The following is a 24,819-nucleotide window of genomic DNA, read 5'->3' as shown; positions in this document are numbered from 1 at the left end:
CACCCCCCCGCCACGCCCGGCTTGTCGTGGCCCCCACCCCCCGCTGGCGCGGCCCCCCCCCCCCCCCCCCCCGGGGGGGGGGGGGGGCCCCCCCGCGAAAGCGGGGTCTCGCGGATGGGGTCAGTCGACGCCGAGGCCGACCGCCTCGTGGTCAGGCTCGGGGTCGTCGCGCTTCGGGGCCTTCGGCTCCTCGCCGGGGGACTTCTCGGTGCTGGGCTCTTCCAGCTCCTCGGTGCTCGGCACCTCGGCAGGGTCCGCGTCCTCGGGGGAGTCCGCCTGCGCCGGCGTCGTCGCCTCACCCTCCGTGGTGTCGGAGGCCGGGGTCGGGGTGGGAGTCTGCGCCTCGGGCGAGAGCTCGTCGTTCGCGGTCGGTTCGGGAGTGCTGTCGGTCATGATCGTCCCTTTCTGCGATGTCGTCCCCTCAGCCTGCCTCCGCCTCTCCGGGAGATGAAGGGCCTTGACGCGGACCCGCCAGCCGCGCGGTTAATCGCGGTGAACCGGAATCCCGAACTCGGCGTAGCCTGGAGGGGTGACTGCGTACGTCTCGGCCTTCGACCTCTTCTCCATCGGCGTCGGCCCGTCCAGCTCGCACACCGTCGGACCGATGCGCGCCGCGCTCGACTTCGCGCGGCAGCTCTCCGCCTCCGGCGAGCTCGACCGCGTCGGCCGCGTCGAGTGCACGCTGTACGGCTCGCTCGGCGCCACCGGGATCGGCCACGGCACCCCGGACGCGGTGGTCGCGGGGCTCCGCGGTCTCGCGCCCGAGACGTGCGACCCGGCGGACGTCCGCGCGGCGTGGTCCGCCTACCCCGAGGGGGAGCCGCTGCGGATCGACGGCGCCCATGCGGTGCCGTTCCGGAAGGACGACATCGTGTTCGCGCCTCGGACGCGACTCCCCGGACACCCGAACGCCATGACGCTCATCGCCCGCGACGGCGACGGGACCACCCTGTTCGAGCAGACGTACTACTCGATCGGCGGCGGTTTCATCCGGCGCGAGGGGGAGGAGGCGCACCTCGCGACCGGCGCCTTCCCGCATCCCTACGCCGATGCCGCCTCGCTCCTCGCGGTGTGCGATGACCTCGGACTGTCCATCGCCGAGGTCGCCCGCCGCAACGAGACCGCGCTGCGGAGCGAGGAGGAGGTCGCCGCCGGCCTCGACGCGATCTGGGATGCGATGTCGGGTTGCGTGGACGCCGGTCTGCACGCCGACGGCGTCCTCCCGGGCATGCTCCAGGTCAAGCGCCGCGCCGGCACGATCCGCGCGCAGCTCGAGGCGGTCGAAGCCGACGGGCACCGCGAGCTGCCCGGCGAGTGGCTCGGCGCGTTCGCACTCGCCGTGAACGAGGAGAACGCGGCGGGCGGTCGCGTCGTGACGGCCCCGACCAACGGCGCGGCGGGCATCCTCCCGGCGGTGGCGATGTACTGGTGGCGCTTCCTCGCCGACTCGGGACTCGGCGCCGGGAACGCGGTGACGCCGTACGGGGAGCTCGTCGGCAGTGCGCTGCTCGGGTTCGACGGCGCCCCGCCGTCCCCTCCCGCGCTCGACGGGGCGGATGAGGAGATCGCCGAGGCGAACCGCCGCCGGGGCATCCGCAGGTTCCTGTTGACGGCCACCGCGCTCGGTTCGCTGTTCAAGGCCAACGCCTCGATCTCCGGCGCCGAAGGCGGGTGTCAGGCCGAGGTCGGCTCCGCGTGCGCGATGGCCGCGGGCGGGCTCACCGCGGTGATGGGCGGCACGAACCGGCAGATCGAGAACGCCGCGGAGATCGCGATGGAGCACCACCTCGGCCTCACGTGCGACCCGATCGGGGGACTCGTGCAGATCCCGTGCATCGAGCGCAACGCGATCGCCGCCTCGACCGCCGTCACCGCCGCCCGTCTGGCGCTCCGGGGCGACGGCAGCCACTACGTGTCGCTCGATGCCGTCGTCGAGACGATGCGCCAGACGGGGCTCGACATGTCGACGAAGTACAAGGAGACCAGCGAGGGCGGTCTGGCGGTGAACGTCATCGAGTGCTGACCTCGCCGACCCCCCTTTCGCGCGCCCCGGCCCGCTGCGTGCGTACGGAGAGGGGTGGCAGGCACACAGAGGGGCGGGCCGACGGAGGAGGGAGAGGCGCATGCGGCAGCAGCCGGTCGTCGCGGTGCGGCCGAACGAGGAGGCGCCGATCCCGGACGGGACGTGGCCGACGAACATCCCCGCGGTCGCCCAGGTGCTGCGCGAGGGACTGGATCTGGGACCAGGAGTGACCTTCCTCGTCGGCGAGAACGGCAGCGGGAAGTCCACCCTCGTCGAGGGCGTCGCGATCGCGTACGGTCTCTCCCCGGAAGGCGGATCCCGCCAGGCGCACCACCGGACGCGCCCGAGCGAGTCGCCGCTGTCGGACTGGCTGCGCCTCCAGCGTGGCGTCGGGGCGCACCGCTGGGGGTTCTTCCTGCGGGCGGAGACGATGCACTCGTTCTACACGTATCTCGAGGAGAACCCCTCCCTGCGCGGCGACGTGCCCTTCCACGAGATGAGCCATGGGGAGTCGTTCCTCGCCCTGCTCGACAGCCGCTTCGATGATCCGGGGTTCTACTGCCTGGACGAGCCGGAGGCCGCGCTGTCGTTCCATTCGACTCTCACGCTGATCGCGGTGCTGCAGCGCATCGCCGACGAGGGCGGCCAGGTGCTGTGCGCCACGCACTCCCCGGTGCTCGCGGCGCTTCCTGGCGCCGCCATCCTGGAGGTCGGGGAGTGGGGGATCCGCCCGGCCGCCTGGGAGGACCTCGAGATCGTGAATCACTGGCGCTCGTTCCTCGGGCAGCCGCAGCGGTATCTTCGGCATCTGCTCGGTGAGCGAGGATCCGCGGAGCCGTAGGCTGACGGGCATGACCGAGCAGAAGGCGCCGAGACGACGCGGGCGCCCGCGCGGCGGCACCGACTCCCGCGAGCGCATCGTGTCCGCCGCCGTCGACGAGTTCGGGGCGCAGGGGTACGACGGCGCGACCGTGCGATCGATCGCCGCCCGCGCCGGGGTCGACTCCGCGCTCGTCCACCACTACTTCGGCACCAAGGCCGACCTGTTCGCCGAGGCCGCCGGGATCCCGTTGCGCCCCGACCTCGACGTCCCGGAGATCCTCGAGGGGCCGAAGGCCGAGGCGGGGGCGCGGCTCGTGCGCTATGTGCTCGACGCCTTCGAGAAGCCCGACGTGCGCCGCCGCGGCGTGCTCCTCCTGCGCACGGCGATCGGGAGCAGACTGACGACGCCCCTGCTCGCCGGGTTCCTCTCCCGCGAACTGCTCTCCCGTGTGGCGCGCCGCCTCGATGTGCAGGACGCCGACCTCCGCGCCGCACTCGTCGCGTCGCAGATGGCCGGCATGCTCATCGGCCGCTACGTCCTGCAGCTTCCCGCGCTCGCCGGCGCCTCCGTCGACGAGCTCGTCCGCCGCGTCGGCCCCACCGTCCAGCGCTACCTCTTCGACTGACGCTCCCCGCGGCGAGAGCCGTTGACGCCCGATGAGGGGAGGCGCATTATTCATCGCATGATGAATAATGCGGCCGTCGAGATCACGCAGCTCCGCGTGCGGCGTGGGGCCGTGTCCGTGTTCGACGGCATCGACCTCGCCGTGCCCCGCGGCCAGATCACGGGTCTCCTCGGCCCCTCGGGGTGCGGCAAGACCACGCTCATGCGGTCGATCGTCGGTGTGCAGCGGATCGCCTCCGGCGACGTGACCGTTCTCGGTGAGCCGGGCGGGTCCCGCCGGCTGCGGCATCGTGTCGCGTACGGCACGCAGGGCGCCTCGGTCTACGGCGATCTCAGCGTGCGGCAGAATCTCGCCTACTTCGCGTCGCTCCTGAAAGCGCCGAAGGGTGATGTCGACCGGGTCATCCAGGAGGTCGGTCTCGGCGCGCAGGCGGCGCAGCTCGTCGATGCGCTGAGCGGCGGCCAGGCGACGCGGGTCTCGCTGGCGGTCGCGTTGATCGGCGCGCCCGAGCTCATCGTGCTGGATGAGCCGACCGTCGGCCTCGACCCCGTGCTGCGCGCGGAGCTCTGGACCCTGTTCCGCCGGCTGGCCGACCGGGGCGTCACACTCATCGTCTCGAGCCACGTGATGGACGAGGCGGTGCGCTGCGATCGGCTGCTGCTGATGCGGGAGGGGAGGATCATCGCCGACACCACGCCGTCGTCCCTGCTCGCCGACACCGGCACGACCGACGCCGAGGCCGCGTTCCTGGCGCTCATCGAACGGGACAGGGCCGCCGGCGCCGCGTCCTCCCGGCGCGCACGCCGAGAAGCGCAGGAACGCCGGGAGGAGGATGGGACATGAACGGCCGCCGGCTGTTCGCGACCGCCGGCCGTGTGCTCACGCAACTGCGGCACGACCCGCGGTCCATCGCCCTGATGCTCATCGCCCCGAGCCTGCTCGTCGGTCTCTTCGCCTGGCTGTTCAGCGAGCAGGACGGTGTGTTCGATCAGTTCGGTGGTGCGATCCTGGCGCTGTTCCCGTTCATCGTGATGTTCCTCATCACGTCGATCACCACCTTGCGCGAACGCCGTTCCGGCACGCTCGAACGGCTGATGACCACGCCGCTCGAGAAGGCCGACTTCATCCTCGGGTACGCGCTCGCGTTCGGGCTGATGGCGGTGCTGCAGGCGGTGATCACGGTCTCGTTCGCGGTCGGGGTGTGCGGGCTCGACGTGGACGGACCGCTGTGGCAGCTGGGTCTCGTCGCGGTGGTCGACGCCCTGCTCGGCACGGCGCTGGGGCTCCTGGCGAGTGCGTTCGCCCAGACCGAGTTCCAGGCGGTGCAGTTCATGCCGTTGCTGGTGTTCCCGCAGATCATCCTCGGCGGTCTGTTCATGCCGCGGGACCAGATGCCCGACGTGCTGTACGCCATCTCCGACTGGCTGCCGCTCAGCTACGCGATCGACACGATCAACGCGGTCGCGGCGGGAGACGAGGGCGGGGACGTGTTCGGCCCGCTGCTCATCGTCGTGGCCTTCGCCGTCGGCGCTCTGGTGCTCGCCGCCCTCACGCTGCGGCGGCGCACGCGCTGAGCAGCGATCCGGGAGCGCGGGTCAGCGAGCGGCGCGGTTCTTGGTGTGCTTGGTCGGCGCCGCGGCCCAGGGATCTTCCGGCCAGGGGTGCCGGGGATAGCGGCCGCGCATCTCGGCGCGCACCTGGGCATAGGGGCCGGACCAGAACGAGGCGAGGTCGTCGGTGACGGCGAGCGGCCGCCCCGCCGGGGACAGCAGATGGAAGAGCACGGGGACGCGGCCGTCCACCAGCCGGGGAGTCTCCGCCCACCCGAAGCATTCCTGCAGCTTCACCGCGACGACCGGGCGTGCGGTCGGATCCCCGTCGGGTTCCGGGTAGGTGATGCGCACGCGGGAGCCGCTGGGCACCTCGAGCCGTTCCGGGGCGAGCGCATCCAGGTGCACGGCTTCGGGCCAGGGCAGCAGACGGCGAAGGGCGGACGTGAGGTCCAGCCGGCCGACGGGGGTGCCGGATGCCAGCGCGTCGAGCTCCGGTGCCAGCCAGGCGTCGAGCGATGCGAGCAGACCGGCGTCCGACACATCGGGCCAGGGATCGCCGAGCTCGCGTCGCAGCAGTGCGAGTCGGCGGCGCAGGGCGTCCGCACCATCGGGCCACGTGAACATGCCGAGGCCGTCGCGTCGGAGTGCTCGGCCCACGGCGTCCCGGCCTTCCGAGGCCGCGGCGCGCACCGGCACCGATGACCGCAGGATCGCACCGATCCGGCGTTCGCGGCGGGCCTGCACCCGACCTCCGACGAACTCGGCCTCGACACGGTCGGTCATCAGAGGGCCCGACGCCCGCTCCATCTGCTCCTCGGTGAGTACCGCTGCGGAGCGGATGACCGCACCGGAGCCGGCTGCCGCCCGGGACGAGGCTCGGGCCACGTCGGCCACGGCGAGCCATTCCGACGCGGCCAGAGGGCCGCTGACACCGGCCCGGCTGCCGGACGCCAACAGGAAGGTCGCTCCCGACCCGGTGCGTTCGACGCGGTGCGCGACGCGCTCGGGGAAGGCCAGCGCGATGAGGAGACCGACGCCGTCGAGACCGGCGCGGGTGTCCGGTGCCGGAGCGACCAGGCGTTCCAGACGGCGCGCGTCCTCGCGCCACCGCCGGGCCTCGGCCGTCCCCCCTCCGCGCAACGCGACGAGAGCGTGGGCGACGTCGGCATCCGGGACCCGCTGGTCCCCGCCGAGAAGAGCCACGACCTCGGCCGCGAGCCGGCTCCCCACCACGGGACTGCCGTCCCGCAGCGCTCTGGCCAGCCGCGGATCCGTGGGGATGCGTGCCAGCGCGCGGCCTTCTTCCGTCGCTCGACCGTCGTCGTCGATCGCCCCGAGAGCGCGGAGCACGGCGACGGCCTCGGCGAGGCGGTCGGCTCGCAGCGGTTCGATCATGCGCAGCCCCGCACCGCCGGGCGCACCCCAGCACGCGAGGAGGAGGGCGGCGTCGGTGAGGTCGGCCGTGGCGATCTCCGGGGATGGACGCGCGGGAGCCGCAGCGTACGTGCGCTCGTCGACGCAGCGGACGACGGTGCCGGGGCCCTGGCGGGTCGCGCGCCCGGCACGCTGCACACAGGAGGAACGGGAGGCGGCGGTGGTGACCAGACCGGTCATCCCGCGGGCGGCGTCGCGCTGCGGCTGCCGTGCCAGACAGCTGTCCACGACCAATCGCACCCCTGGCACCGTGAGAGACGACTCGGCGAGGGAGGTGGTGACGATGATGCGGGGAGGCTCTTGCGGCGCCCGACCGCGGATCACGGCGTCCTGCTCGGCGGGGGAGATCTGGCCGTGCAGCTCCCGCACGTCGAAGACGCCGTTCAGCGAGCGGACGCGTCGGGCGATCTCCGACACCTCGCGGGCCCCGGGGGCGAAGACCAGCACGTCGGCTTCGGGGTCCGCACGGACCAGCTCGGCGGCTGCGGATGCGGTGACGCCGGCGACGTGGTCGAGGAATCCCCGGGTGACGCCCCGCTCGTCGAGGCGGGGCAGGGGACTCGGTGCCCAGCGTTCGGTGAGGGGGAACGCCGGGACATCGTGGTCGACGATCGGCGCAGGAGTCTCCTCGGTGCCGATGACCGCGGCGATCCGGTCGGCGTCGAGGGTGGCGGACATCGCGATGACGACGAGGTCGTCCCGCAGCTCGCGCACTTCGGAGAGCAGGCCGATGAGGAGATCGGTCTCGAGGGCCCGTTCGTGCACCTCGTCGATGATGACCGCACTGACGCCGTCGAGTCCCGGGTCGTCGAGCATCCGTCTCAGCAGGACTCCGGCCGTGACGAACTCGACCCTGGTGTCGGGCCCGGCGGTGCGCTCGCCGCGGACGGTGAAGCCCACCCGGGAGCCGAGCGGGGAGCCGTCGAGGTACGCCAAGCGACGCGCGGCGGCGCGCGCGGCGACTCGGCGCGGCTGGGTGACGATCACGCGACCGGTGCTTCGTGAGGCGAGAAGCGGTGGCACGAGAGTCGTCTTGCCCGTGCCGGGCGGCGCGGTCACGACCACGGATCCGCTCACGTCGAGGGCTGCGGAGAGCTCGTCGAGCGCGCCCGCGAAAGACAGACCGGCGCCGATGGTGGCGAGGTCGAAGGCGGCGCGCGTCATCCGTCCAGTCTGCCCGGTCGTGAGACAGCGGATGCCGCGGCCGTGTCGGTCGCGGCATCCGCTGTGGGGTGTCGACTACTCCGCCGCGGGAGCCGCGGGAGCCGCGGGAGCGGGCGGCGGCGGGGTGGTCGGCGTCGAGACGCGGGGGGTGGGCGCGGGAGCCGACGCCTCGGCGACGCCCGCTCCGAAACCGCGGCCGACGGCCTGCCCCTGGATGATGCCGGCGAGGTCGAGGCCGGTCGCGGAGTGCACGCTGTCGAACACCGAGCGCATCGCCTTCGCGCTGTCGGCGCCGACGACATTCGACGCGCCGTCCTCGGCGGACCCCCCGACGATCGAGACGCTGCCGATCGCGGCGTAGCCCTTGGCGAACTCCGACATGATCGACGGCAGCACTTCCAGCACGCGCTGCGAGAGGAACGCGTCCTGGTTGGAGGCGATGGCCTTGGCCTCGGCCTCGACCGCGGCTGCTCGGGCCTCACCCTCGGCGCGGATCGCCTCGGCCTCGGCGTTGGCGCGCAGGCGACGGGCTTCGGACTCCGCCTCGGCCTGGGCGCGCAGCGCGTCGGCGTCACCGGTGGCCTTCGCGATCGCGGCCGCCGCCTCACCGTCGGCGCGCGCCTTGTCGGCCTGCGCCTGCTGCTCGGCGATGCGCGTGCGCGCCTCGGCCTGCTTGACCTGCTCGATCGCCGCCGCCTCGGCCGCGCGCTCGCGCGTGTAGAGCTCGGCCTGGGCGCGGGTCTCCGCCTCGTACCGCTGCGCGTCCGCGACGCGCTTGACGTCGGCGTCGAGCTGCGCCTGCTTGTTCTCGGCCTGCTGCTGCAGCACGGCCTGCTCGGCCTGGGCGCGGGCGAGCTGCTCGGCCTGCTCCGCCTCGGCACGTGCGCGGCCGATGCCGGCGTTGGCGTTGGCGGTGTTCGTGTCGAGCGCGGTCTGCTCGACGAGGTTCGCCTCCTGGTTGGCGATGTTCTTCTGGTTGATCGCGCGGTCGGCGTTGGTCTGCGAGATCTCCGCGGCCTGACGCTTCGCCTGGATCTCCGGGGCGCCGAGGGACTGGATGTAGCCGACCTTGTCGGTGATGCCCTTGATCTGGAAGGAGTCGAGGATGAGGCCCTGCTCGGCGAGCTCCTGGGAGACATCGGCGGCGATCTGGTCGGAGAACTTCTTGCGCTCCCGCATGAGCTCCACGACGGAGAGCGTCGCGACGATGCCGCGCAGGGCTCCCTCGAGCTGCTCGGTGGTGAACTGCTCGATGGCCTTGTCCTGGGAGGCGAAGCGCTCGGCGGCCCGGCGCACCAGCAGCGGGTCGGAGCCGATCTTCACGATCGCGACGCCGTCGACGTTGAGGGTCACGTTGTCGAGCGACTGCGCCTCGGCGTTGAGCGACACCTGCCGCGACCGGAGGGAGATGATCTCGTGGCGCTGGGTGATCGGGTTGACGAGCGACTTCCCGTTCACGATGACCGTGACGGGCGATTCCGACATCTCCGAGCTGCTGGTGCCGTCGGCGCCGATGACGGCACGCTGCACCTTCTGCTTGCGTCCGGAGATGACGAGCGCTTCGTCGGCACGAGCGACCTTGATCCAGCTGCGCGCGAACAGCAGCAGGATCAGCAGGACGACGATCGCGGCGACGACCGCGATCCCGACGATGGTGAGGATGCCGATGATTCCGGCGATCTCCATGGATGACCTCCCTGGTTCCCCCCGAGGGGGCGGTCCGATATGCCCACGGTCGATGTGGGCGTGCGCAACCCACCCTGCCAGAAAAGCGACGCCCGCCACCGTCGCGGCCGTCATGATCCCGTCGTCGGTGGAGACGCCACCGACCGCGGCGACTGTGGAGAACGGGAGCGGTCAGCGGGTGCGGAGCTTCTCCGCGAGGTCGCGCAGCAGGCGCAGCTCCTCGTCGTCGAGGCGTGACATCCGGTCGGCGATCGACCGGCCGTGCACCGTGGCGAGCGCACGGAACGCCCGGGCACCCTCGTCCGTCGCGCGGATCAGGGCGCCGCGGCCGTCGTCCGGGTCGGCGCATTTCGCGACCAGCCCCCGGGTCACCATCCGGTCGACGAGGCGGGAGACGCTCGGCTGGCTGATGAGCATGTTGGCGGTGATGTCGCGCAGCCGCGCTGTCATCTCCGGCGAGCGCGTCACCGTGAGCAGTACGTCGTACTCGGCCTGGGTGATATCGCCGGTGTCGAAGTCCGCCGCCATCTCGGTGAACAGTTCGTGCTGCGCGCGGAAGAGGCTTTCCCAGGCCTCCAGCGCGAGCTTCCGATCGGTCATCCTCACAGAGTACCGGGCGCAGTAAAGGGCCGGTCGGAGAGGCTCCCGACCGGCCCTTGTCCCTTGCACCAAGAGTGTCCTGCAATCACATGCGGTGGATGCCACAGCAAACATTCACCGTGCGATCACTGTATAACGGCGAGGTAACGAATGCAACGGTTTCATCACGATGAATCGGGCGGATACTGGAGGGGACGGTTTCGAGAGCCCCCGCCTCCGCACCGCGCGGCAGACCTCTCGAACGCCAGGAAGAAGATGCTCATGAAAGCTCTCCGCTACGTCGAGATCGGCAAGCCCCCCGTGGTGGTCGACATCCCGATTCCGCAGCCCGGCCCCGGTCAGGTCCTGCTCAAGATCACCGCGGGTGGTGTCTGCCACTCCGACGACTACGTCATGGGGCTCCCCGAGAAGGACTACCACGAGCAGGGCTACCCGCTCCCGCTGACGCTCGGGCACGAAGGCGCCGGCATCGTGCATGAGATCGGCGAGGGTGTCGACTCGACGCTGAAGGTCGGGGACGCCGTGGCCGTCTACGGGCCGTGGGGCTGTGGCCGCTGCCACAACTGTTCGATGGGCAAGGAGAACTACTGCACGAACGCCGCGGCCGAGGGCATCCGTCCTCCGGGCCTGGGCAGCCAGGGCTCGATGGCGGAGTACATGATCGTCGACGATGCGCGCCACCTCGTGCCGCTCGGGGACCTCGACCCCGTGCAGAACGTCTCGCTGACCGACGCGGGCCTCACCCCGTACCACGCGATCAAGAACTCGCTTCCGAAGCTCGGCGCCGGCACGGTCGCGGTCGTGATCGGCACCGGCGGGCTCGGCCACGTCGGCATCCAGATCCTCAAGGCCATCTCGGGTGCCACGGTCATCGCGCTGGACGTGAACGACGAGAAGCTGAAGCTCGCCACCGAAGTCGGCGCGGATCACGTGCTGATCAGCGACGCATCGGCGGCCGAGAAGATCCGCGAGCTCACCGGCGGTCTCGGCGCGAATGCGGTGTTCGACTTCGTCGGCGCGAACCCGACGATCGCCCTGGCGCAGAGCGTGGCCGCACTCGAGGCCGACATCACGATCGTGGGCATCGGCGGAGGCAGCATGACCCTCGGCTTCGGCTCGATCGCCTATGACGCGGCCGTGCGCATCCCCTACTGGGGCTCGCGCGCCGAGCTGATCGAGGTGCTGGACCTCGCCCGCGTCGGCAAGATCCACGTCCAGACCGAGAGCTACACGCTCGACGACGGCCCGAAGGCGTACGAAGACCTCGCGTCGAACAGCATCCGCGGACGCGCCGTCATCGTCCCCTGACGTCGGCCTCGAACGCCCGGGAGGGATCACCTCCCGGGCGTTCGTCGTCTCGGTGCGCCCTCAGCCGCGGCGTCGCCGGTCGGCGAGGAGGGCGAGCGCCGCATCGATCGCGCTCGCCGCCGCGTCGGGGGCCACGCGCACGAGGGCGAAGGCGGAGACCACCAGACCCGTACAGGCGTCCGCCAGGGTGTCGACCTCCGTTCCCGCCAGCTCGGGGAGAGCGGCCCGGATGCCGCGGGCGAACGCTGCGCGGAGCTCCGCGCGATAGGACGCCACGACCCGGGCGACCGCGTCGTCGGTGCCGATGGGGGCGGCGGCGGTGTTGACCAGCAGGCAGCCGCTCGTCGCCGGGAGGCTGCCTGTCGTCAGCAGGGCCGCACGCAGTCCACCGAGATAGGTCTCCAGGGCCTCCGGTGCCACGACCTCGCCCGTCAACGGGGCGAGGCGCGGGCGGATGACCTCGTCCAGGTAGCTCTCGACGGCGGCGTCGAAGAGTCCGCGCTTGGAGCCGAAGGCGTGATAGATGCTGGAGCGGCTGAGGCCGGTCGCGCGCTCGAGCTCCGGCAAGGGCGCGCTCTCGAAGCCGCGCTCCCAGAACACGCCCCGTGCCGCGCGGACCGCCTCTGCGGTATCGAAGGTCTGTGTGCGCCCCATCCGCCCTGCTCCTGCCCTTTTGTGAATCGCTTGATCCAGTATATATTGGAATGACCGATACAGAATGCGCGGCCCCGCCGCGTCGAAGGGGGGACCGCCATGGTCATCGCAGGACTCGTGCTCACCGGCGTCGCGGCGCTCGTGCACGTCTACATCTTCTGGCTGGAGTCGTTCGCCTGGACCAGCGCGCGCGCTCGCCGCACGTTCGGCACCGGCACGGCGGAGGAGGCCGCACGACAGAAGGAGCTCGCCTTCAACCAGGGCTTCTACAACCTGTTCCTCGCGATCGCCGTCCTCCTCGGCATCGTCCTCTTCGCCACGGGAGCGACGGCCGTCGGCGCGACCCTCGTTTTCACCGGCGCCGGATCGATGGTCGCCGCGAGCCTCGTGCTGCTGCTGTCGAGTCCCGACAAGGCGTCCGCCGCGCTGAAGCAGGGCGTCATCCCGGCGCTCGGCGTCATCGCGCTCGCCATCGGCCTCCTCGTCTGAGTCCGGCCGCAGCACCCCCCAGATCCTCACGAAGGAGAGAAATGTCCCACGCCATCAGCACCCAGATCCAGCTCGCCCGCCGCCCCGAGGGGTGGCCGACCCACGACGACTTCCGCACCGTCGAGGTCGAGCTGAGCGATCCGGCGCCGGGGGAGGTGCGCGTGGCGAACGAGTTCGTCTCCGTCGACCCCTACATGCGCGGGCGGATGAACGACGTCCGCAGCTACGTCGCCCCCTACGCCCTCGACGAGGTCATCGCGGGTGGCGCCATCGGCCGGGTCGTCGCCTCTGCGGCGGATGACCTCCCCGTCGGCACGGTCGTGCTGCACCAGCACGGCTGGAGCGATGTCGTGCAGGCGGACGCGTCGACCTTCCGCGCCGTGCCCGAGGTGCCCGGCATGCCGCTGTCGCTGCGCCTGCACATCCTCGGCATGACCGGCCTGACCGCCTACGTCGGTCTCACCGCGATCGCCGGACTCGCCGCGGGCGACACCGTGTTCGTCTCCGGCGCCGCCGGTGCCGTCGGCACGGCTGTCGGTCAGATCGCTAAGCTCCTCGGCGCGGGCCGCGTCATCGGCTCGGCGGGCTCGCCCGAGAAGGTCGCCCTGCTGACCGAGAAGTACGGCTACGACGCGGCGTTCAACTATAAGGACGGCCCGGTGCGCGAGCAGCTCGCCGCCCTCGCGCCCGAGGGCGTCGACGTGTTCTTCGACAACGTCGGCGGCGACCACCTCGAAGCCGCGCTCGACGTGATGAACGACGGTGGCCGGATCGCGCTGTGCGGCGCCATCACGAGCTACAACACCACCGAGCGTGTGCCCGGGCCCGACAACATGGCGAACATCATCACGCGCGGGCTCCGGCTCCAGGGCTTCACGCTGGCCTCGTACCTGCACCTGTCGCCGGAGTTCAGCGAGAAGATGACCCGCTGGTTCGCGGAAGGGCGGATCGCCTACGACGAGACCATCGTCGACGGGATCGAGAACACGGTCGACGCGTTCCTCGACATGATGCGCGGGGCCAACACGGGGAAGATGCTCGTGCGCGTCACGCCCTCCGCCTGACGTCCGCAGCGGGCCGCCAGTGCATTTGAGATATATTGCTTGAGACGTAGAACTTCACTCTCCATGACCCCCACTGGAGGCAGTGTGACACTCTCTGGCGGCCCCCTCGAACGCCGGTCGATGAGCGACGAGGCTTTCGTGCGCCTGCAGGATGCGATCATCAGCGGCGAACTCCAGCCCGGTGAGCGCCTCCGCGACTACGAGCTCGCCGAACGCCTCGGCACCTCGAAGACGCCGATCCGTCATGCCCTCGACCGCCTGGCCGACAACGGCCTCGTCGAGATGCAGCGCAACCGGTACACCCGCGTGGCTCCGATCGATCTGGAGCGGGTGCGCAACGCCGTCGACCTGTTCGGCGACATCTGGATCGGCTCGGTCCGTCACGTCATGCCGGTGATCCAGGACGACGATGTGGCCTACCTCGTCGAGCTGGCCGACGACATGGCGGCGTCCGTGCAGGCGCGGGACATCATCGCGTTCGGCGCGGCGCTCCGCAGCGCGGCGACGGGTTTCGCCCGGATCGAGGGCAACGTCACGCGCGCCAACTCCATCGAGCGCCTCGGCCCGCAGATCCGTCGGTTCACCCAGCACGCGAAGGACGCCGTGGACTGGTCCGCCGTCGAGGAGTTCGTCGTCGCGATCCGCGAGGCGACGTCGGAGCGTGACGCGGTCAAGACCCGCGCCGTGCTGGTGAGCTTCTTCGACGACACGCTCCCGGCGATCATCGATCGGGCCGAGCAGTCGGGACTGGCCGAGATCTCGGAGTGATCGACCGCTGACGAACGAGGGCGACCGCACACCGCGGTCGCCCTCGTCGCGTCTCGGCGCTACGGCGTGAGGCGATGGACGTCGCGCGGGAACAGCGTCACCTCGCGGACGTTGGCCGCCTCGACCAGTCGGCCCACCCAGCGCTCCAGTCCGATGGCGAACCCGCCGTGCGGAGGCATCCCGTGCGCGAACGCCTCCAGGTAGCCGGCGTACGTCGCGGGCGATTCGCCTCGCGCCTCGATCGCGGCGACGACCTCGCTGTGCCGATGCAGCCGCTGTCCGCCGGTCACGAGCTCCAGACCGCGGAACAGGAGGTCGAAGCTGTTGCTCCCCTCCGCGTCGTCAGCCTGCGGATGCGTGTAGAACGGGCGCTTGCGCATCGGGTAGCCCTCGACGGCCAGCACGTCGCTGCCGAACTCCTCCTTCGCCCACGCCCCGAGTGCGCGCTCGTGCGCCGGGGAGAGGTCGGGCTCGTCGGCCGGAGCACCGACCCGGCGCAGCGCGTCGCGGAAGTGCACGACGGGGATGTCCTCGGGGATGACGGGGAGCGTCACGTCGAGCAGCGCGAGCTCGTCCGCCGCGTCGGCGCGGATGCCGTCGAGCATGCCGCGCAGCACGGCGCCGAGGAGGCGCAGGACGTCGCGGTGGTCGCGGATGAACCCCACCTCGACGTCCAGCGACACGTACTCCGACAGGTGCCGCACGGTGTCGTGCGGTTCGGCGCGGAAGACGGGCCCCACCTCGTAGACGCGTTCGAACACGCCGACGAGCTGCTGCTTGTAGAACTGCGGGCTCTGCGCGAGGTACCCGGTCCTGCCGAAGTAGTCGACGGGGAACACGTTCGCGCCCGACTCGGTCACGGTGTCGACGATCTTCGGGGTCTGCACCTCGGTGAAGTCCGCGGCGTCGAGCACCCGGCGGAACGCACGCACGCTCGCCGCGGCGATCTGCCAGGTCGCACGGCGTGCGGGGTGGCGCCAGGTCACCGCCGCGTGGTCGAGCAGTGTCGGCAGGCTCGTCTCGAGCGTCGGACGCCACAGCTCCACGACCGGCGGTGCGGCCGGCTCCGACAGGCTCTCGATCTGCGGGTCGACGATCTCGACGCCGCCGGGGGCCTGCGGGTTCGCGGCGACGGTCCCCGTCACGCGGACCACGGTCTCCTCCGGAGGGAGGCCGTCCGCTGGATGCTCGGCGGGCCGGACCACGACCTGCGCGAGTCCGGAGCGGTCGCGGACGATCAGGAACGCGACGGTGGCGAGCTCCCTCCGCCGATGGACGTGGCCGAGCAGCGTGACGCGGCGGCCGGGGACGATGTGCACGAGCTCCGCGGCGAGAGTGCGGGCGGGGTCGGGTGATCTCATTTCTCCTCCAGGTCATGGGAGCCCTGGAGGTGTGGGCGGGGGCCAGATCGCGGTGCCACCACACCTTCGCCGGTGAGAAGCCGGCCTCTCGTCGGTACGCCGGACGCGCGGGGACCGCCTGCCCGGAGGCCGGGGGTCGTCACGCCCCGGCGGTCGCCGCGTCCAGTCTAGGGGTGTTCTCGGCAGATCCACAGAATCGCTCGGGTGCCGTCTCGTACCCTGGATTATCCAAGGGGAGTACTCCGACACGGTCGGGTCGTCATTACGGATGCGTCTGCATCCCGGCCTACCGGTCCCGCTCGGGATGGGGAAGACTTTGGCGCTGTTCCGTCACGCCCGAGTCTGGAGTACCCGTTGGAAATCACCCCCTTGATCTGGGTCATCACGATCGCGGTCACCATCGCGTTCTTCGTGTACGAGTTCTTCGCGCACGTCCGCAAGCCGCACGAGCCGAGCATCGGCGAGTCCGCACGCTGGTCGATCTTCTACATCAGCCTCGCGCTGCTCTTCGGCGTGGGCATCGGCATGGTGTCCGGCTGGATCTACGGCGGCGAGTACTTCGCCGGCTACCTCACCGAGAAGGCGCTGTCGATCGACAACCTCTTCGTGTTCCTCATCGTGATGACGGGCTTCGCGGTGCCGAAGATCTATCAGCAGAAGGTGCTGATGATCGGCATCGTGATCGCGCTGATCCTCCGCGGCATCTTCATCGCCGTCGGTGCGACCCTCATCGAGAACTTCTCCTGGATCTTCTACGTCTTCGGCGCGCTGCTGCTCTTCCTCGCGTACCGGCAGGCGTTCAGCAGCCACGAGAGCAACCCCGCGAACGGCCGCTTCATGACGTTCGTCCGCCGCCACCTCCCCGTCAGCGAGGAGTACAACGGCGACAGGCTCACGGTCGTCCAGAAGGGCAAGCGCTACGTCACGCCGATGCTGCTGACGATCATCGCGATCGGCTTCATCGACCTCGTCTTTGCCGTCGACTCGATCCCCGCCATCTACGGCCTCACCGACCAGGCGTACATCGTGTTCACCGCGAACGCGTTCGCCCTGATGGGGCTGCGGCAGCTCTACTTCCTCATCGGCGGACTGCTCGAGCGCCTGGTCTACCTGGCTCAGGGCCTCGCCGTCATCCTCGCGTTCATCGGTGTGAAGCTCGTGCTGCACGCCCTGCACGTCAACGAGGTGCCGTTCATCAACGGCGGTGAGCCGATGCTGTGGGCGCCCGAGATCCCGATCTGGTTCTCGCTGCTCTTCATCGCCGCGACCATCGCGGTCGCCACCGTCGCGAGCCTGATGAAGACGCGCCGACACGGCAACTCCGTCTCTTCCTCGACCGATTCCACCCCCACCATCGACAAGGAGCACTCTTGAGCGCGCAGCGCTGTTCTGACTCTTCGGACTCTGACAGTACGAGCACCCGGTTCATCCCGGGTGCTCACCCCGACACCGAGGAGGTCGCCCGCTGATGGGCGATCTGCTCTGGAACATCGCCCTCGTCCTGCTCTTCGTGCTGATCGGCGGTGTCTTCGCTGCGACGGAGATGGCGCTGGTCACGCTGCGCGAGAGCCAGCTCAACGCGATCGCCGCCCGCGGCCGTCGCGGAGCGAAGGTCGCCGCCCTGGCCCGCAACCCCAACACCTTCCTCTCGGCGGTGCAGATCGGCGTGACCGTGGCGGGCTTCGCGTCCGCCGCCTACGGGGCGACCTCGATCGCGCCGTCCGTCGCGCCGCTGCTGGAGGGCTGGGGCGTCGCGCCTCCGCTCGCGATGACGCTCGCCACGATCGTGCTGACGCTCATCATCGCGTACCTGTCGCTCGTGCTCGGCGAGCTCGTGCCGAAGCGGCTGGCGATCCAGCGCAACGCGCAGTTCGCGTACGCGGTGGCACCGGCCCTGAACGGCTTCGCGACCGTCATGCGCCCGGTGATCTGGCTGCTGTCGGTCTCCACGAACGCCCTCGTCCGCGTGCTCGGCGGCGATCCGCACAAGACGAGCGACGAGCTCACCGATGAGGAGGTGCGCGACATCGTGGCGACCCACCAGGGCCTCCCCGACGACGAGCGCCGCATCCTCGACGACGTGCTCTCGCTGCGTGGGCGCCAGGTGAGCGAGGTCATGCGCCCGCGACCGGAGGTCGTGGCGCTCGACGAGGCTGCCACGGTCGGGTCGGCGGTCGAGCAGGTGCGTGAGCTGCCCTACTCCCGGTACCCGGTGTCGCAGACGTCGATCGACGACATCACCGGCTTCGTGCATGTGCGCGACCTCTTCGAGGCCGCGGCGGACGACCCGGAGCGCCCGCTGCAGGGGCTCGTCCGCGACATCCCGTACATCCCGTCGACGGCGGGGGTGCTGCCCACCCTCACCCGGATGCGGGCCGAGGGACACCACATCGCCGTCGTCGTGGACGAGTACGGCGGCACCGACGGTCTCGTGACCCTGGAGGACCTCGTGGAGGAGGTCGTCGGCGAGATCTTCGACGAGTACGACGCCGAGGTCTTCCTCTCCGCCGACGACGGACTGGACGGGCGCCTCAACCTGCAGGACTTCGAGGAGGCGACGGGGCTCGCGATGCCACGCGGTTCCTCGGACACGATCGCCGGATTCGTCACGGAGCAGCTCGGACGGCTCGCCGTCGTCGGCGACACCGTCGAGGTGCCGGGCGCGACGATCCAGGTGGTCGAGATCGATCGCCGCCGCATCGCACGCGTGCGCGTCTCGATGCACACCGATCCGGGAGCCGAGCGGGGCGTCGAGGACTGACGGACTGCCGGGCGGCGGGGCGCGTCAGTCGCGTGTTCCGCTGCCCAGCTCACGCAGTCCGTCGCCCAGCACCTCGGCCAGGAGCCGGGCGTAGCGGCCGTCCGGATCGAGGTCCGGGTCGAACACGGTGATGCTCGCCCCGATCGCCTGCGGGGCGAGGGCGCGCAGGAGGGCGGTGAGCTCTGCGGCACCGAGGCCGCCCGGATCCGGGCTGTCGACGGCGGGCATCACCGACGGGTCGAGCACGTCGACGTCGAGCTGCAACCAGTAGCGCCCGCCGGCGGACGCGGCGGTCTCAGCCGCGACCGCGTCGGCTCCTCGTGCCAGGACGTCGGCCGCCGGCGTGACGCGGGCGAGGAGGCCGCGGACCTCCGCCTGCTCCTCGTCGTCGTCGCGGTGCCCGATGTGAGCCGTGCGGGTGGCGGAGAAGTACGGCGCGAGTCCGTCGATGTCGGCGATCGCCGGCCAGTGCTCGCCGACCGCGGCCGCCAGCGCTTCGCCGGCCACGCTCGCGCACTCGTCGCTGTTGCCCGGGTGGCGGAAGTCGGTGTGTCCGTCGATGTGCACGAGGCCCGCGCCTCCACGGCGCTTCACGGCGATCCCGGCGCCGACGAGGATGCCGCAGTCGCCGCCGATCACGAGCGGGGCGCGGCCCTCGTCGAGGACCTCCCCGATGCGCGCCGCCAGGCGGAGGGAGTGGTCGACGAAAGCGGCCTCGTTGCGTACTCGGCCCGCGGGCCGCGTGGCGTCGTCGTCCACGTAGCGCCCGGCCAGGACGATGCCGCCGTCGCTCGCGCCCCGGTCGGTGAAGCGCCGGAACAGCCCCGCTTCGCGAAACGCCTCCGGCGCCTTCGCGGAGCCGGGCACGCTGCCGCGCTCCGGAGGGCGCAGGCCGAGATTGCTGGGGGCCGACAGCAGTGTGATCATGCGCTCATCCTGCACCGGGCGTCCGACATCTCGAGGCTCAGCGGATGGCGTAGACGGCGCTGCCGACGATCACCGCGATGACGGTCGTCCAGCCGATGATCGCGACGGCCTGCCACACGAGGATGCGCCCCTTGCCGATGCCGGACGCGGCGAGCATGGTGGCGGTGAAGTGCGTCGGCAGCAGCAGCGGTCCCAGCAGGCTCACCCCGGGGACGCCGTAGCGCTCGAACGCGCGCTGGAACTTCTCGCGGCGGGCGGACCCGCGTCCGGTCTCCACCGGGACGCCGTCGGCCTCCAGGCTCGTCCCGCCGCCCACCGTCACCGGCTGCTTCGCCCGCGAGCGGTCCACGATGGCCCGGCGGGCGCCCGCGCTGGCGAGCACCAGGATCGCGACGCAGAGGAAGTTGCCGATCATCGCGGCGATGGCCGCGACCACGGGCGGGATGCCGCCGAGGATGCCGATGCTCGCAGCGCCCTCGCCCTCGACGAACGGGACCGCCCCGGCGAGGGCGACGATGAGCGGCTGGACGAGGTCGGGGACCTGGGCGACGAGGTTCTGGAAGGTCTCGATGAGGTTCATGGGGGAGGCTCCGGGTGTCGGTGCGGACGGTCTCTCCGTCGCGATGACCCCAGTCCAGTCGATGGCGGCCCGAGGCGGCAGTGCCGCCGCGTCACCGCTCTCCGTGCGGTTCGCACCCGGATCCCGTGACATGTGTCACGCCTCTATCGTGGGGAGCGTGAGCAGTCCTTCCCCCGCCCTCTCCGATCCCGGTCCCGGTGCCCGCCAGCTCGCGCGGGGCATCGCCGCCACCTGGTGGTACACGGTCGGCGGGGTGATCTTCATCGAGCTCATGCTGGTGGCCGCCTGGCTGGGCATCGCCGTGGCGCTGGATCGCTCGGGCGTCGCGCTGCTCGTCGTGGGGGTCGGGGGCGTGCTCTGGGCGGCGTCGACCGTCCTGCTGCTGGTCGACTACCGTCATCGCGTCGACGCCGGCCCCGGGGTGGGCTGGGTGCGGCTGGCCGTGCCGACCGTCGTCGCCGTGATCTACGGCGGCGCGGCGGGGGCTTTGGTCGGCAGCTGGCAGCTCGCCGCGATGCCCGTGGTGCAGGTCTTCGTGCTGGTGAGCTGGCCCCGCGGGATCCGGGTGCGCGTGGCCGTGGCGGCGACGGTCGTGCTCGTCGCTCTCGCGCTGCTCGACTCGACCACGACCTTCGGCTCCGGGATTCCGGCGTGGGTGCCGGTGCTCTACGGAGTCATGCTCCCCGGGATGACCGTGAGCTCGCTGTGGTGGTGGGACGTGCTCGTGGCCCTCGATCGGGCGCGCGCGTCCGAGGCGCGACTGGCGGCGACGCAGGAGCGCCTGCGCGTGGCGACCGACGTGCACGACCTCCAGGGGCATCACCTCCAGGTGATCGCGCTGCAGCTCGAACTGGCGGAGCGCCTGCTGCCGACCGACCCGGCCGCCGGGATGGAGCAGCTCCGCGCCGCCAGGGCGAGTGTGGACGACGCGCGACAGGGCACCAGGGATCTCGCCACGCGGTTCCGGTCCGTGCCCCTCGGCGACGAGCTGGCGAACGCCCGAGACCTGCTCGTGGCGGCAGGACTGACGGTGGAGGCGCGGATCCATCCCGATGCGGACGCGGCGCCCGCGGCCGACCTCGGCCCGGTGATCCGGGAGACGACCACGAACGTGCTGCGACACGGACGCGGTGGTCACGCGCGCCTGATCCTCGACCGGACGGCGGACGCCTGGCGGTACGAGGTCGCCAACGACACGGACCCCGCGTCCGAAGACGGGGCGGGCGGCTCCGGGCTCGACGGCGTCCGCCGGCGGATCGGCGAGGCGGGCGGCACGTACGAGCAGCGGCGTGATGCCGACGAGTTCGTCGTGACGGTCACCGTGCCCGCGCGCGCGGAGATCGTCCGATGATCCGGGTGCTGCTCGCCGACGACGAGGGCATGATCCGCTCCGCGCTCGCCGCCCTGCTGCGTCTGGAAGCCGACATCGACGTCGTCGCGGAGTGCGCGGACGGCGAGGAGGCCGTCGCCGCCGCCGTCCGGCTCGAACCCGACGTGTGCCTGCTCGATCTCGAGATGCCGGGACTCGACGGCGTGCAGGTCGCCGAGAGGCTCAACCGCACGATCGCCACCCGCTGCATCGTCGTCACCCGGCACGCCCGCCCCGGGGTGCTCCGACGGGCGCTCGCCTCCGGCGTCTCCGGGTTCGTGCCCAAGTCGCGAGGTGCGGACGAGCTCGCCGCGATCATCCGCCGCGTCGCGGCCGGCGCCCGGTACGTCGATCCGGAGATCGCCGCGGATGCGCTGAGCGACGAGCGGTCGCCGCTCACCGATCGGGAACTGGATGTGCTCCGCGCCGGGCGTCGAGGGGAGACCACGGGGCAGATCGCGCGGGCGCTCGCGCTGGCGCCGGGGACGGTGCGCAACCACATCTCCGTCATCCTCGGGAAGCTCTCGGTGAGCACCCGTCAGCAGGCCGTGCTCGTCGCCGAGGAGCGCGGCTGGATCTGAGCATCGTCACGCGTCCGTTCCGAGGGCCGCGGCCTGCGAGAATGGAGGCGCCGAGTCCCGAGCCGAGGAGCACACGTGCCGTTCATCTCCACCCGCGGCGGTATGCAGCCGCAGTCGTTCAGCGAGACGCTGCTGGAGGGCCTGGCGCCCGACGGTGGCCTGGCCGTCCCCGACGTCATGCCCGAGGTCGACGGCGAGACGCTCGAGCGCTGGCGGGCCCTGACCTATCCGCAGCTCGCGACCGAGGTGCTCGGCCTCTTCGCGACGGACATCCCGCGGGAGGATCTCGCCCGGATGACGGCGGCGGCGTACGCGGACTTCCCGGACGGCGTCGTCCCGCTGCGTCGCGTGGACGACGACCTCACGCTGGTCGGCCTCTCCGAGGGCCCGACGCTGGCGTTCAAGGACATGGCCATGCAGTTCCTCGGGCAGGTGCTGGAGTACACGCTCGAGCGCCAGGGCTCGGTCCTCAACATCCTCGGTGCCACGTCGGGTGACACCGGCTCGGCCGCGGAGCACGCCCTGCGCGGCAAGGAGCGCGTCGCGGTGTTCATGCTGTCGCCGCAGGGCCGGATGAGCGCGTTCCAGCGGGCGCAGATGTTCTCGCTCGACGACGCGAACGTGCACAACATCGCGGTGGAGGGCGTCTTCGATGACTGCCAGAACCTCGTGAAGAAGCTCGCCGGCGACCTCGACTTCAAGCGCGCTCAGCACCTGGGCGCCGTGAACTCGATCAACCTCGCCCGCATCACCGCGCAGACGGTCTACTACTTCTGGGCGTGGCTGCGGGCGACCGATGCCGGCGGGTGGACCGAGGTGTCGTTCACCGTCCCCTCCGGGAACTTCGGCAACATCCTCTCCGGTTTCTTCGCGAAGCAGATGGGACTGCCGATCCGGCGCCTCGTCCTGGCCGCGAACGAGAACAACGTGCTCGACGAGTTCTTCCGCACGGGGGTGTACCGTCCCCGCAGCGCTGCCCAGACGCTCGCGACCTCGAGCCCCTCGATGGACATCTCGAAGGCCTCGAACCTCGAGCGCTTCATCTTCGAGCTCGTCGACCGCGATCCGGCGCGCGTCGTCGGAGCCTGGGACGATCTGGAGGCCCAGGGCTTCTTCGACTTCTCGGCCGAGCAGCCGCGCTTCACCGAGGAGTTCGGCATCGTGAGCGGCACCTCGACCCACGAGGACCGGCTCGCGACCATCCGCGACGTGTACGAGGCCTCGGGCGAGGTGATCGACCCGCACACCGCCGACGGGGTGAAGGTCGCGCGGGAGTATGTCGAGCCCGGAGTGCCGATGCTGGTGCTGGAGACGGCCAAGCCCGAGAAGTTCGCCGAGACCATCCACGAGGCCATCGGGGTCGAGCTGGCGTACGCCCCCGAGCTGCGCGCCATGCTCGACGCCCCCCAGCACGTGACCGAGATGCCCGACGACGAGAACTCCCTCCGCGCCTTCATCGAGGAGAACGCCCTCCACTGACCCGCGAGACCCCGCTTTCGCGCCGAAACCCCCTGTCCCCGACGTCGGAGACAGGGGGTTTCGACGTGAACCCGGGGTCTCGGCGAAAAGAGAAGGGGGAGAAGGGGGGTGGGCAGTGTGCACAGGGGGAGGGGGGATCGGGGCGGAGTGCACATGTCGGGGAGGGGAGGGGGGTGAGTACCGTGGCGGGCAACCCGTATCCTCCTCCCGAAGGACTCCCCATGGCACGCACGGCGCACGCAGACGACTTCGCGCTCTCCCGAGTGACTCCCGAGGCCCGCAAGCCCTGGTTCGGAATCGCCGTTCAGCGATTCGGACAGGTCTCCGCCCTCTCGCAGTTCCTCCTCGGCGCGACCCTCGGTTACAGCATGACCTTCGGCGAGGCCGTCCTCGCCTTCCTGTTCGGCTCGCTCATCCTCGAAGTGATCATGTGCGTGGTCGGCTTCATCGGCCAGCGCGAAGGCCTGAACACCGCCCTCCTGGCGCGTTGGACGGGCTTCGGCGAGATCGGCGCCTCGCTCGTCGGCCTCGCCATCGGCATCAGCCTCATCGGCTGGTTCGGCATCCAGTCCGCCATCTCGGCGCAGTCGCTCGACGCGCTCATGCCCGGTGCCCTGCCGGTCTGGGCGTGGAGCCTCATCTTCGGCCTCGCCGTCACCGCGATCGTCGCCTTCGGTTTCGTCGGGATGCAGTGGCTCGCGAACATCACCGTGCCGCTGTTCCTGATCCTCGTGGGCTGGTCCGTCATCTCCGAGCTCACCCGCCACGACATCGGCGAGCTGCTCACCGGCCCCGCGCCCGGACCGACCATGAGCGTCTGGGCGGGCACCGGCATCGTGGCCGGCGGTCTCATCGTCGGCGCGATCATCACGGGCGACATGACCCGCTTCAACCGCTCCCGCGCCGACGTCGTCAAGCAGACGGTGCTGGGCGTCTCCCTCGGCGAGTTCGTGATCGGCCTGGCCGGTGTGCTCCTCGCCCACGCGGCGGCGACCGGCGACATCGTCGCGATCGTCACCTCGTCCGTCGGGTTCGTCGGCCTGTTCATCGTGCTCACCGGCACGCTGAAGATCAACGACTGGAACCTGTACTCCTCCACCCTCGGCCTGGTGAACTTCATCTCCACGGCCTTCGGCAAGAACCTGCACCGCGTCACCACCACGATCGTCCTCGGCGTCGTCGGATCGGTGCTGGCGGCCGTCGGCATCCTCGGACAGTTCACCGAGTTCCTGATCGTGCTCAGCGTCGCGTTCCCGCCGATCGCCGGGATCATGGTCGCCGAGTACTACGTGGTGCGCCGCTGGCGCCCGGAGCTCGACGCGACGCGCGAGGCCGGCACCCTGCCCGCCACCGCACCGCGGATCGTCCCGGCCACGATCGTCGTCTGGCTGGTCTCCGCGCTGGTCGGCTACTTCGTGACCTGGGGCATCCCCTCCCTGCTCAGCCTCTTCCTGTCCATGGCGCTGTACATCGTCGCGGGCAAGCTCGGCTGGGTGCGCGGCGTCGGCGTCGCGACGACACGGCAGGCGAGCCCCGTCGACAGCGCCCCCGCCGCGGTCTGAGCAGACCG

Annotated in this window: 23 protein-coding genes; 15 read left to right on the top strand and 8 right to left on the bottom strand. The window is 71.1% G+C overall.

The window, feature by feature from the left end:
- Positions 1-120: 120 nt before the first annotated feature.
- On the bottom strand, positions 121-393 hold the full coding sequence (locus tag ACIQID_RS07860; RefSeq protein ID WP_136051307.1) for a hypothetical protein: 273 nt from the start codon (positions 391-393) through the stop codon (positions 121-123).
- Positions 394-529: 136 nt separating this feature from the next.
- Here ACIQID_RS07860 and ACIQID_RS07855 point away from each other — a divergent pair, with 136 nt between their 5' ends.
- The 5 genes from ACIQID_RS07855 (at position 530) to ACIQID_RS07835 (ending at position 5,045) form a co-directional block, all read left to right on the top strand.
- Entirely contained in the window at positions 530-2,023 is a 1,494-nt protein-coding gene (locus tag ACIQID_RS07855; RefSeq protein WP_400283557.1) for an L-serine ammonia-lyase, iron-sulfur-dependent, subunit alpha, read from the top strand.
- A gap of 100 nt (positions 2,024-2,123) precedes the next feature.
- The gene (locus ACIQID_RS07850) at positions 2,124-2,864 is read left to right on the top strand and encodes an AAA family ATPase (protein WP_400283554.1); all 741 of its coding nucleotides are present in this window, start codon (positions 2,124-2,126) and stop codon (positions 2,862-2,864) included.
- 10 nt (positions 2,865-2,874) lie between these two features.
- Positions 2,875-3,471 carry a TetR family transcriptional regulator gene (locus ACIQID_RS07845; RefSeq protein WP_312673717.1) on the top strand — a complete coding sequence of 199 codons (597 nt, stop codon included), beginning with the start codon at positions 2,875-2,877 and terminating at the stop codon, positions 3,469-3,471.
- 57 nt (positions 3,472-3,528) lie between these two features.
- Positions 3,529-4,314 carry an ABC transporter ATP-binding protein gene (locus ACIQID_RS07840; RefSeq protein ID WP_400283550.1) on the top strand — a complete coding sequence of 262 codons (786 nt, stop codon included), beginning with the start codon at positions 3,529-3,531 and terminating at the stop codon, positions 4,312-4,314.
- Entirely contained in the window at positions 4,311-5,045 is a 735-nt protein-coding gene (locus ACIQID_RS07835) for an ABC transporter permease (protein ID WP_102208010.1), read from the top strand. Before ACIQID_RS07840 ends, ACIQID_RS07835 begins: the two co-directional genes overlap by 4 nt.
- 21 nt (positions 5,046-5,066) lie before the next feature.
- On the opposite strand, the gene hrpB is transcribed toward ACIQID_RS07835, so the two are convergent.
- From hrpB to ACIQID_RS07820, 3 genes are all read right to left on the bottom strand, one after another.
- Positions 5,067-7,622, bottom strand: a complete 2,556-nt coding sequence (hrpB, locus tag ACIQID_RS07830) for an ATP-dependent helicase HrpB (RefSeq protein WP_400283546.1) — start codon at positions 7,620-7,622, stop codon at positions 5,067-5,069.
- Positions 7,623-7,697: 75 nt separating this feature from the next.
- Positions 7,698-9,308: an SPFH domain-containing protein gene (locus ACIQID_RS07825; RefSeq protein ID WP_400283543.1), complete on the bottom strand. Its 1,611-nt coding sequence runs from the start codon at positions 9,306-9,308 to the stop codon at positions 7,698-7,700.
- A 171-nt stretch (positions 9,309-9,479) separates the two neighbouring features.
- Complete coding sequence (locus ACIQID_RS07820) at positions 9,480-9,908, bottom strand: MarR family winged helix-turn-helix transcriptional regulator (RefSeq protein ID WP_025104537.1); 429 nt, start codon at positions 9,906-9,908, stop codon at positions 9,480-9,482.
- A 261-nt stretch (positions 9,909-10,169) separates the two neighbouring features.
- Here ACIQID_RS07820 and ACIQID_RS07815 point away from each other — a divergent pair, with 261 nt between their 5' ends.
- Positions 10,170-11,216, top strand: coding sequence for an NAD(P)-dependent alcohol dehydrogenase (locus tag ACIQID_RS07815; RefSeq protein WP_400283540.1), 1,047 nt, complete (start codon positions 10,170-10,172; stop codon positions 11,214-11,216).
- Positions 11,217-11,276: 60 nt separating this feature from the next.
- Here the strand turns inward: ACIQID_RS07815 and ACIQID_RS07810 are convergent, their stop codons facing one another.
- Positions 11,277-11,870: a TetR/AcrR family transcriptional regulator gene (locus ACIQID_RS07810; protein ID WP_400283537.1), complete on the bottom strand. Its 594-nt coding sequence runs from the start codon at positions 11,868-11,870 to the stop codon at positions 11,277-11,279.
- 99 nt (positions 11,871-11,969) lie between these two features.
- Here ACIQID_RS07810 and ACIQID_RS07805 point away from each other — a divergent pair, with 99 nt between their 5' ends.
- The 3 genes from ACIQID_RS07805 to ACIQID_RS07795 all read left to right on the top strand — a co-directional run bounded on the left by ACIQID_RS07805 (position 11,970) and on the right by ACIQID_RS07795 (position 14,191).
- Entirely contained in the window at positions 11,970-12,359 is a 390-nt protein-coding gene (locus tag ACIQID_RS07805) for a DUF1304 domain-containing protein (protein ID WP_292788237.1), read from the top strand.
- A 41-nt stretch (positions 12,360-12,400) separates the two neighbouring features.
- Positions 12,401-13,423: an NADP-dependent oxidoreductase gene (locus ACIQID_RS07800; RefSeq protein ID WP_312673707.1), complete on the top strand. Its 1,023-nt coding sequence runs from the start codon at positions 12,401-12,403 to the stop codon at positions 13,421-13,423.
- Between the two features lie 120 nt (positions 13,424-13,543).
- Positions 13,544-14,191, top strand: coding sequence for a GntR family transcriptional regulator (locus ACIQID_RS07795; RefSeq protein WP_312673705.1), 648 nt, complete (start codon positions 13,544-13,546; stop codon positions 14,189-14,191).
- A gap of 59 nt (positions 14,192-14,250) precedes the next feature.
- Here the strand turns inward: ACIQID_RS07795 and aspS are convergent, their stop codons facing one another.
- Positions 14,251-15,552, bottom strand: coding sequence for an aspartate--tRNA(Asn) ligase (gene aspS / locus ACIQID_RS07790; RefSeq protein ID WP_400283532.1), 1,302 nt, complete (start codon positions 15,550-15,552; stop codon positions 14,251-14,253).
- Between the two features lie 354 nt (positions 15,553-15,906).
- Between aspS and ACIQID_RS07785 the strand changes: the two genes are divergently transcribed.
- Both ACIQID_RS07785 and ACIQID_RS07780 read left to right on the top strand, forming a co-directional pair.
- Entirely contained in the window at positions 15,907-16,926 is a 1,020-nt protein-coding gene (locus ACIQID_RS07785; protein ID WP_400283529.1) for a TerC family protein, read from the top strand.
- A gap of 94 nt (positions 16,927-17,020) precedes the next feature.
- Complete coding sequence (locus ACIQID_RS07780; protein WP_312673701.1) at positions 17,021-18,313, top strand: hemolysin family protein; 1,293 nt, start codon at positions 17,021-17,023, stop codon at positions 18,311-18,313.
- 24 nt (positions 18,314-18,337) lie between these two features.
- On the opposite strand, the gene ACIQID_RS07775 is transcribed toward ACIQID_RS07780, so the two are convergent.
- Both ACIQID_RS07775 and ACIQID_RS07770 read right to left on the bottom strand, forming a co-directional pair.
- Positions 18,338-19,240, bottom strand: coding sequence for an arginase family protein (locus tag ACIQID_RS07775; protein WP_400283526.1), 903 nt, complete (start codon positions 19,238-19,240; stop codon positions 18,338-18,340).
- 37 nt (positions 19,241-19,277) lie between these two features.
- Positions 19,278-19,820, bottom strand: a complete 543-nt coding sequence (locus tag ACIQID_RS07770) for a small multidrug efflux protein (protein WP_400283523.1) — start codon at positions 19,818-19,820, stop codon at positions 19,278-19,280.
- A 157-nt stretch (positions 19,821-19,977) separates the two neighbouring features.
- Between ACIQID_RS07770 and ACIQID_RS07765 the strand changes: the two genes are divergently transcribed.
- The 4 genes from ACIQID_RS07765 to ACIQID_RS07750 all read left to right on the top strand — a co-directional run bounded on the left by ACIQID_RS07765 (position 19,978) and on the right by ACIQID_RS07750 (position 24,811).
- A complete protein-coding gene (locus ACIQID_RS07765; protein ID WP_400283520.1) occupies positions 19,978-21,171 on the top strand; it encodes a sensor histidine kinase in 1,194 nt (397 codons plus the stop codon).
- Positions 21,168-21,770, top strand: coding sequence for a response regulator transcription factor (locus tag ACIQID_RS07760; protein ID WP_025104505.1), 603 nt, complete (start codon positions 21,168-21,170; stop codon positions 21,768-21,770). The genes ACIQID_RS07765 and ACIQID_RS07760 overlap by 4 nt, the downstream gene beginning before the upstream one ends.
- Before the next feature lie 75 nt (positions 21,771-21,845).
- Positions 21,846-23,249: a threonine synthase gene (gene thrC / locus ACIQID_RS07755; protein WP_312673691.1), complete on the top strand. Its 1,404-nt coding sequence runs from the start codon at positions 21,846-21,848 to the stop codon at positions 23,247-23,249.
- Positions 23,250-23,470: 221 nt separating this feature from the next.
- The gene (locus ACIQID_RS07750; protein WP_331202278.1) at positions 23,471-24,811 is read left to right on the top strand and encodes a cytosine permease; all 1,341 of its coding nucleotides are present in this window, start codon (positions 23,471-23,473) and stop codon (positions 24,809-24,811) included.
- Positions 24,812-24,819: the final 8 nt, after the last annotated feature.

Origin of the sequence: Microbacterium sp. NPDC091676 (assembly GCF_044756645.1) — a bacterium.
GTDB classification, from domain to species: Bacteria; Actinomycetota; Actinomycetes; order Actinomycetales; family Microbacteriaceae; genus Microbacterium; species Microbacterium paraoxydans_D.
This window is presented reverse-complemented; position numbering and strand designations above follow the sequence as displayed.